We start from the raw sequence: 8,751 nt of genomic DNA on the forward strand, positions 1-8,751 counted from the left end.
GCCGCTTCGGCAGGGCCGTTCCCGTCCGACGGGCCCGGGCCGCAGCGCGGCCGTGGTTCGGCGCCGCGCCGCCTGTGGCGCTCCGCCGTGCGCTGGTGGCGCGGGTACTGATCAGCGCGCGGTGTCCAGCTGGTCCCACCACCAGGCGATCGAGGGAAGGGGAAGCGGCTCCGTGGCGTCGTCGGCCGGGTGCTGCTTCCACCATCCGCCGGGCGTCGCCTTCGCCCCGGTGTCCTCGGTGTAACGGGGGCACACCGAGGCCCAGTCGAGATGGCCCCGGACGAACTGGGCGAGGCCGCGCACGTATTGGCGCGTCGCGTCGGCCGTGCCGGCTGCGTCTTCCAGCACCTGGGCCGCCAGCCGGTCGAAGAGCACCATCACGCGGTCCCGCATCGCCACCGCCCGCACCAGTGCGCGGTGCGGGTCGCAGTCCAGCTCCTGGCACAGGACATCGATCAGATTGAGGTTGTCGCCCGCCCGCAGCAGCTCCTTGTTGCGGGAGTACAGGTCGTTGTCCCAGCTCACCAGGGTCCAGGTGATCTCGGTGAGGGCCTGGACCCGCGGGTCGGCCAGATCGCTGTCGGGGACCTCGAAGCCGCCCACGATCTCGATCATCGCCGTGGAGGGCGCCATCCCTATCGCCCGCATCCACATCGTCACGTAGTCGTCGAGCGGGGGCAGCAGCGGGTCGCGCCGCCAGGACGCTTCCCACACCAGCCCCGAGGTGTACAGGCGCATCGCGTCCGTCCACCGGCGCAGCTGGGCGGGGGAGGCGAACAGGGCCAGTTCCGCGCGGAGTCGGCGCAGGGCGGCGGTGTGCGGCGAGTCGGTGGGGGAGGGGCCGCCGGGGGCCTCGACCGCGCGCATGATCCGCGAGGTCTCCCTGGCCAGCAGATCGGCCGTGGCGTCCGCCTCGTCGCACACGCCGTCGTCGAGCGAGAAGAGTACGGCGTGGAACTTGGCCATCAGCGTGAGCGGTTCGAGCCGCCCGTACGGCATCGTCGCACCCGTCAGGCCGCCGAAGTCGCACACCGCGAGCCGCTTGAGCTGACGCTCGTCGCTGTCGAGCCCTTGCTGGAGCATCCAGTGGACGGTCAGCTCGTTCAGCAGGTCGATCGACTGGTGCCTGGCGGCCGGGACGGGGCAGTAGAACGGCACAGCGGGCAGCCGCAGGACCGAAGTCTGTTCCGAGACAAGCGTCATGGTCGGCCTCCAGGCGCGGGACAAGGATGTGCCATTCCGGTGGAGCGTATCTGGCTGGGTTCCGTCGTCAACTACCGCTTTTTTGGACAGTACTTGGCTGAAATTGACACAGTGTCACACGGTCGGCCCCCGGAGATGCCGGGCAGGAACGGCTCTCCACGCACCGAAACCGGTCGCCGCGGTGGCGGAAGAGTGCCGTTCGAGCGGAGCCGTTTATGGCGCATTCGGTCTTCTTTTAGTCGCAACTTGACCGTGTCTTGTACGTCGTTGTCCGGTCGGCCGGTGGGACGGCCGGGTGTGCTCCGGCTACGAACCGGCCGGTGGGCCCTCCCCGTAGGAGAAGGGCCCACCGGCCGGAAGGTGCGCCGCCCCCGTCCCCACGGTGCGGCGCGGGCGGGCCTTGCCATCCGCTGGGACGACGGCCCGCCGGTCATCAGGGCGAGGGGACTCGCAGGCCGAGCGCGGGGAACACGGCGGACTCCAGGAAGCGGACCAGATAGGCCTCGTCGGCGTGCTGTCCCTCCAGCACCGGACGGGCCCGCACCACCCCGATGAGCTGTGCGGCCACGAACTCCAGCGCCGGATTGTCGGCGGCGACCTCACCGCGCTCGACGGCGCGCCGCGTCATCGCCTCGATGCCGGCGACCTGGGGCTCGACGAAGCCCTCGCGCAGCGCGCACAGCAGCTCCGGGTTCTGCAGCGCCGCGTGGCTGAGACCCATCATCAGCGCGGTGTCCCGGCCGGAGCCCGCGGCGATGCCGCGCGCCGTCGCCAGCAGATCCCCGACGAGCGACCCGGTGTCGACCTCGCCCAGCTTGACGCAGCGGGTGCCGCGCAGCGCGGCCGAGACGAGCTGCGGCTTGGTGCGCCACTGGCGGTAGAGGGTCGACTTGCCGCAGCGGGTGCGCGCGGCGACGCCCTCCATCGTCAGCGCCTCGTAGCCGCCCTCGCGCAACAGGTCGAGAGCCGCTTCGTAGAACTCCAGCTCACGTTCCGGCGTGATCTTGGAGCGGCCCGTCGACGTCATCGTCTCTCCCTCTCGGTCCTGTGGCTCTCGGGTCCTGCGACCTGTCCCGGGTCCTGTGACCTATCCCGCATACCCGGTATCGATACGCCAGTGTACCGATACGAGCGCGTATCGGTACACTGGCGTATCGATAGGGCGTGGTGCGGACCGCGTCGCCGCACCACCACGACGCCGCCCAGCGCCGTGTCGTCCATGCAAGGGGGTCGGGTGAATGAACGCCCGAACAGGGCCCGCCGAACGGAAACGGAACGCTTCCGCCCGACCGCCCCTCGCCCGCGAGCTGCTGCTCGTCGTCGGACTCTTCCTCGTCTACAAGCTCGGCAGGCAGGCCGCCAACGGGCGCACCGCCGAGGCGTACCACAACGCGCGCCGCGTCTGGGATCTCGAACGTGACCTGCGGCTGCCCGGCGAAGGCGCCGTCCAGGGGCTCCTCCTGCACGGCGACACCCTGGTGCACATAGCCAACACCTACTACGCGGCGGTGCACTTCCCCGCCACCGTCCTCTTCCTGTGCTGGCTGTACTGGCGCCGGCCCGGCCACTACGTCTGGGCCCGCCGGGTCCTCGCCACCGTGACCGGCGCCGCGCTCGCCCTCCATCTGCTGCTGCCCCTCGCACCGCCCCGGCTGCTCACCGCCGCGGGACTCGTCGACACGGCGAAGGTCTACGGTCCGACCGTGTACGGCGCGACACCCACCTCGGGCTCGCTGGAGAACCAGTTCGCCGCCATGCCGTCGCTGCACTTCGGCTGGGCCCTGATGGTCGCGCTCGGCCTGATCGCCGCCACCCGCTCGCGGTGGCGCCTGCTGTGGCTGCTGCACCCGCTGATCACCCTGTTCGTCGTCGTCGGCACGGCCAACCACTACTGGCTCGACGCGATCGTCGCCGCCGCCCTGCTGGCCGGCGCGCTCGCGTTCCTCCGGCCGCCGGCGGCGCAGTCCCCCTCACTCGTGGTCCGGTCGTCCGTACCGGCCCGCGCGATCCCACTCGTCACCTCGTCAGGGGGCCACCGATGAACGGTGCGATGCTCGCGGCGGTGGGACTCTCGCTGGTCTCCGCCGTCGCCTACGCCACGGCGGCCGTCGCCCAGGAACGGCTGGCCGCCCGCAGCGAACCGAAGACCGGGCTGCTCACGCTGCTCGGGCGCGGCGCCTGGTGGTGGTCGGTCGGTCTGAACGCGACCGGCGCGCTGCTGCACGTCGTCGCGCTCACCTACGGCTCGCTCACCGTGGTCCAGCCGCTGGGCGCCCTGACCCTCGTCGCCGCCGTACCGCTCGGCGCGCGCAGGGCGGGACGGCAGGTCAGCAAGGGCGAGTGGCAGGGCACCGCGTTCACCCTCGTCGGGCTCGCCGCGATCCTGCTCGCCGCCGCCGGCACGGCCCCGAGCGAGACGCTCACCCTCTGGCAGGCGCTCGGCGTCGCCGCCGTCGCCCTCGCGCTCGTCGGCGTCCTGACCAGGCCGGGCGCCCGGCCAGGACTGCGCCACGCCGCCGCTTCCGGCATCACATCGGGCGTCGCTTCGGCGCTCACCCAGACGGTGACGGTCGCCGCGGCCGTCGGCGGGACGACGGCGCTGCCGCTCTGGCAGGTCGCTCTGGTGGCATTGATGGTCGCCGCGTTCGCCTCCGGCGGCCTGCTGCTGTCCCAGACCGCCTACCGGGGCGGCCTCGGCGCGCCGCTCGCCGTACTGACCCTGGCCAACCCGGTGGCGGCGGCCGCCATAGGTCTGACGCTGCTCGGCGAACGCCTCCAGGGCGGCGCCCTCGGTATCGCCGCGGCGGCCGTCGGCGCGGTGGTCGCGGCGCGCGGTGTGTTCCTGCTGACCCGCAGCTCGGCGGTGACGGGGGAGCCGGAGCCTGCGGGGCCGGCGCCCGAGGAGCCCCGTCCGCATCCCGAACCCGTGATGCGGACAGAGCCGGCGCGGCGGACCGAACCCGCGATGCACGTGGTCCGGATGCCCGCGGCAGGACGCCCCGCCATGGCAGCGGAGCCGGTCGTCCCGCTGGTGTCAGGGGTGCCGCCGCAGCCGTCCAAGGGCCGGGAGCGGGTCGCCGCCGCCCGCTCCGCGATGGCCGGTGCCATCGTTTGGGGCGCACCCATCCCGGTACTGTTGCTGCCCGGCTCGTACGCCTCCGACGACCTGCCCGAGGCGCCGGACGCGGCGCGGGAGGCGCCGCAGAGCCCGCTGGGCACGGCCGACGAGCACGAGGAGCGGCCGCCGTCGCCGCACAGCCACTGCCGGGCGTGAAGCTGCGCTGTGGGGCGGCTTAAGAAACTCTCGATGGACTGCGCGGTCCCGGCTCGGCAGATTGGTGGGTGACCACCGATCCGTACCGTCACCCGCCGGGAGCCGCGCCGATGAAGGCACTTGTCAAGCAGAAGGCCGAGCCCGGACTGTGGCTCATGGACGTCCCCGAGCCCGAGCACGGCCCCGGCGACGTGCTCATCAAGGTGCTGCGCACCGGCATCTGCGGCACCGATCTGCACATCAGGTCGTGGGACGGCTGGGCCCGGCAGTCGGTGGAGACACCGCTCGTCCTCGGCCATGAGTTCGTCGGCGAGGTCGCCGCGGTCGGCGCCGATGTCCAGGAGGTCGCCGTCGGCGATCTGGTGAGCGCCGAAGGCCATCTGGTCTGCGGCAAGTGCCGCAACTGTCTGGCCGGCCGCCGGCATCTGTGCCGCAGCACGGTCGGCCTCGGCGTGGGGCGTGACGGCGCCTTCGCCGAGTACGTGGTGATCCCCGCGTCCAACGTCTGGGTGCACCGCGCCGAGGTCGACCTCGATGTCGCCGCGATCTTCGACCCGTTCGGCAACGCGGTGCACACCGCGCTCTCCTTCCCGCTCGTCGGCGAGGACGTCCTGATCACCGGCGCGGGACCGATCGGGATCATGGCAGCCGCGGTCGCCAAGCACGCGGGGGCGCGCAACGTCGTGATCACCGACGTCAGCCCCGACCGGCTCGAACTGGCCCGCAAGGTCGGTGCCACCCTCGCCCTCGACGTCTCGCACACCGGCATCGCCGAGGCGCAGCACCAGCTCGGCCTCAAGGAGGGCTTCGACATCGGCCTTGAGATGTCGGGCAGGCCGGAGGCCATGCGGGACATGGTCGACAACATGACGCACGGCGGCCGGATCGCCATGCTCGGCCTGCCGGCCGAGGAGTTCGCCGTCGACTGGTCGAAGATCGTCACCTCCATGATCACGATCAAGGGCATCTACGGCCGCGAGATGTTCGAGACGTGGTACGCGATGACCGTCCTGCTCGAAGGCGGTCTCGACCTCGCCCCCGTCATCACCGGCAGCTACGACTACCGGGACTTCGACGCGGCCTTCGACGAGGCGGCCACCGCCCGCAGCGGCAAGATCATTCTCAACTGGGACGCCTGACCCACCGTCGCCACTCCGCCCGCTGCCCGCCGCCTGCTGTCCGCCGCGATCCCGCCCGCTGCCGCGACCCCGCCGTACCCCCAGGAGCCCGCCATGTACACCACCACCCGTGACGACCTGCGCGCCACCCTCGACGAGATCCGCGAGGCCGGACTCTTCAAGCCGGAGCGGGTCATCTCCACCCCGCAGAGCGCGTCGGTCGCCGTCACCGGCGGCGACGCCTCCGGTGACGTCCTCAACTTCTGCGCCAACAACTACCTGGGCCTCGCCGACCACCCCGAGGTGGTCGCCGCCGCCAAGGACGCCCTGGACCGCTGGGGGTACGGCATGGCGTCCGTACGCTTCATCTGCGGCACCCAGGAGATCCACAAGGAGCTGGAGCAGCGCCTCTCCACCTTCCTCGGACAGGAGGACACGATCCTCTACTCCTCCTGCTTCGACGCCAACGGAGGCGTCTTCGAAACCCTCCTCGGCGCCGAGGACGCCGTCATCTCCGACGCCCTCAACCACGCCAGCATCATCGACGGCATCCGGCTGTCCAAGGCCCGCAGGCTGCGCTACGCCAACCGCGACCTCGCCGAGCTGGAGGCGCGGCTCAAGGAGTCGCAGGACGCCCGCCGCAGGCTGATCGTCACCGACGGCGTGTTCTCGATGGACGGTTACGTCGCGCCGCTCGCCGAGATCTGCGACCTCGCCGACCGCTACGACGCGCTCGTCATGGTCGACGACTCGCACGCGGTCGGCTTCGTCGGCCCCGGCGGCCGCGGCACCCCCGAGCTGCACGGGGTCATGGACCGTGTCGACATCATCACCGGCACCCTCGGCAAGGCGCTCGGCGGCGCGTCCGGCGGCTATGTGGCCGCGCGCGCCGAGATCGTCGCCCTGCTGCGCCAGCGCTCCCGCCCGTACCTGTTCTCCAACTCGCTCGCGCCGGTCATCGCCGCCGCCTCGATCAAGGTGCTGGACCTGCTGGAGAGCGCGGGCGAGCTGCGCGAGCGGCTGCGCGCCAACACCGCGCTGTTCCGGACGAAGATGACCGAGGCGGGCTTCGACATCCTGGCGGGGGACCACCCCATCGCCCCGGTGATGATCGGTGACGCGACCGAGGCCGGCCGGATGGCCGAACTGCTGCTGGAGCGCGGCGTGTACGTGATCGGCTTCTCGTACCCGGTGGTGCCCATGGGCAAGGCCCGGATCAGGGTCCAGCTCTCGGCGGCGCACTCCACCGCCGACGTGGAGCGCGCGGTCGCCGCCTTCGTCGAGGCCCGCGCCGCCCTGCACGGCTGACCGGCCCGGCACCGACGGGCCCGGCGGTCGACCGGCCCCGCACCGACCGGCCCCGCCGTCCACCGGCCGGACCTGGCAAAATGGCTGGGTGATCGACCCCCGGCGGCTGCGCATCCTGCGGGCCGTCGCGGACCACCGAACGGTGACCGCGGCGGCTGCCGCGCTGTACCTCACCCCGTCCGCCGTCTCCCAGCAGCTCGCCGCGCTGGAGCAGGAGACCGGGCACGCCCTGCTGACCCGCAGCGGCCGTGGCGTACGGCTGACGGCGGCGGGGGAGATCCTGCTCGGCCACGCCCATGCCGTCCTCGCCCAGCTGGAACGGGCCGAGGCCGAGCTGGCGGCGTACGCGGGCGGCGCCGCGGGCGAGGTCACGGTCGCCGCCTTCGCCACCGGCATCGCCGAGGTGCTGGCCCCGGCCGTCCAGGCGCTGTCCGGGACGCACCCCGGCATCCGGGTACGGGTACGGGACGCCGAGGGCGACGAGAGCCTGCCGATGGTGCTCGACGGCGAGGCGGACCTGGCCGTCGCGGTCGACTACCGGGGCGCGCCGAGCGAGGACGACCTGCGGCTCGCCCGGGTGGCGCTGTACGCGGAGCCCTTCGACGCGGTGCTCCCGGCCGGCCACCCGCTGGCCCTGTCTGGCGAGGTGGTCCTGGCCGAACTCGCCGGCAGCGACTGGATCGGCCACTCCCCGGGCAACCCGTGCCGCGAGGTGATCCAGCTCGCCTGCGAACTCGCCGGCTTCCAGCCGCGTCTGGTGCACTCGTCCGACGACTTCCGCGCGGTCGTCGCCCTCGCCGGGGTGGGCGCGGGCGTCGCACTCGTCCCCCGCTCGGCGCTGCGCGGCATGGACCTGAAGGGCACGGTCGTGCGCCCGGTAGCAGGCCCGGCCGCCACCCGCCGCGTCTTCGCGGCGGTACGCAGCGGCGCGGAGGACCACCCACTGATCCGCCCGGTCCTGGACGCGCTGTCACGAGCGGCGTCGGGGCTGACGACGGACTGATCCCGTCCGGGCGGGCGGCTCAGGCCCGCCCGGTTACGACAGCAGGCTCGGGGCCGCGCGGTCCAGTACCGTGTTGACCCGTTCCCAGGTCTCCAGGTCCCGTGTCACCGGCTCCAGTTCGGGGCCGCTGCCGGACTGCCAGGACGTCGCGACGGCGACCGGGTCCTCGCCCGTCGCCGCGCTCGCCGCCAGGGCCGCCGCGCCGAGGGCGACCAGTTCGCCGCTCTGCGGGACGACCAGGCCGCGGCCCGAGAGCCGCCGTACGGTCTCCACCCACATCCGGCCCTGCGCGCCGCCGCCGATCAGGCGCAGTGGACGGCTCGCCACCTCGGGGGCCGACGGGTCGAGGCCGCACGCGGCCAGTACCTCGTCCAGGGCGCGCAGGACGGTCACCGCCGCGCCCTCGTAGGCCGCGCCGAGCAGCTGCTGGGGTGTGGTGTCGTGCCGCAGTCCGGTCAACAGGCCTGCCGCGGTGGGCAGATCGGGGGTGCGCTCGCCGTCGAGGTAGGGGAGCAGTACGGCCTCGCCGCCCGGTGTCGCGTCCTCCCGGTCGAGCCGCAACAGCTCGGCGACCTTGTCGACGGCGAGGGTGCAGTTCAGGGTGCAGCCGAGCGGCAGGTACGTGCCGTCGGCCGCGGCGAAGCCGGACAGCGCGGGGGTGGTGGGGCGGGTACGGGTCGCGGCGAACACCGTGCCCGAGGTGCCGAGGCTGAGCACCGGGTGGTCCAGCAGCCCCGCGCCGCCGAGGCCGAGGCCGACGGCCGCGCTCATGTTGTCGCCGGTGCCGGCCGCGACGGCGATACCGGCGAGCAGTCCCAGCTCGGCGGCGGCGCCCGCGGTGAGCG

8 protein-coding genes are annotated in these 8,751 nt (G+C 73.0%); 5 read left to right on the forward strand and 3 right to left on the reverse strand.

Annotated elements, in window-relative coordinates; all coding sequences use genetic code 11:
* Nucleotides 1-111: 111 nt before the first annotated feature.
* On the reverse strand, nucleotides 112-1,203 hold the full coding sequence (locus tag HY68_RS25880) for a terpene synthase family protein (RefSeq protein ID WP_041992946.1): 1,092 nt from the start codon (nucleotides 1,201-1,203) through the stop codon (nucleotides 112-114).
* Nucleotides 1,204-1,636: 433 nt separating this feature from the next.
* The gene (locus tag HY68_RS25885; RefSeq protein ID WP_041992949.1) at nucleotides 1,637-2,230 is read right to left on the reverse strand and encodes a TetR/AcrR family transcriptional regulator; all 594 of its coding nucleotides are present in this window, start codon (nucleotides 2,228-2,230) and stop codon (nucleotides 1,637-1,639) included.
* Between the two features lie 211 nt (nucleotides 2,231-2,441).
* Between HY68_RS25885 and HY68_RS25890 the strand changes: the two genes are divergently transcribed.
* From HY68_RS25890 to HY68_RS25910, 5 genes are all read left to right on the forward strand, one after another.
* Entirely contained in the window at nucleotides 2,442-3,245 is an 804-nt protein-coding gene (locus HY68_RS25890) for a phosphatase PAP2 family protein (protein WP_041992952.1), read from the forward strand.
* Nucleotides 3,242-4,477: a DMT family transporter gene (locus HY68_RS25895; RefSeq protein ID WP_241778683.1), complete on the forward strand. Its 1,236-nt coding sequence runs from the start codon at nucleotides 3,242-3,244 to the stop codon at nucleotides 4,475-4,477. Before HY68_RS25890 ends, HY68_RS25895 begins: the two co-directional genes overlap by 4 nt.
* A 110-nt stretch (nucleotides 4,478-4,587) precedes the next feature.
* Nucleotides 4,588-5,616 (forward strand): L-threonine 3-dehydrogenase, encoded by a 1,029-nt coding sequence (gene tdh / locus HY68_RS25900; RefSeq protein WP_041992956.1) that lies wholly within the window; start codon nucleotides 4,588-4,590, stop codon nucleotides 5,614-5,616.
* Nucleotides 5,617-5,709: 93 nt separating this feature from the next.
* Nucleotides 5,710-6,903, forward strand: coding sequence for a glycine C-acetyltransferase (locus tag HY68_RS25905; protein WP_041992959.1), 1,194 nt, complete (start codon nucleotides 5,710-5,712; stop codon nucleotides 6,901-6,903).
* Nucleotides 6,904-6,991: 88 nt separating this feature from the next.
* Nucleotides 6,992-7,906 carry a LysR family transcriptional regulator gene (locus HY68_RS25910; protein ID WP_041992962.1) on the forward strand — a complete coding sequence of 305 codons (915 nt, stop codon included), beginning with the start codon at nucleotides 6,992-6,994 and terminating at the stop codon, nucleotides 7,904-7,906.
* Nucleotides 7,907-7,939: 33 nt separating this feature from the next.
* On the opposite strand, the gene HY68_RS25915 is transcribed toward HY68_RS25910, so the two are convergent.
* Nucleotides 7,940-8,751, reverse strand: an 812-nt coding sequence (locus HY68_RS25915) for an FGGY-family carbohydrate kinase (protein ID WP_041992964.1), incomplete at its 5' end; no start/stop codon positions are given.

The sequence above is a fragment of the Streptomyces sp. AcH 505 genome, from assembly GCF_000818175.1.
GTDB lineage: Bacteria > Actinomycetota > Actinomycetes > Streptomycetales > Streptomycetaceae > Streptomyces.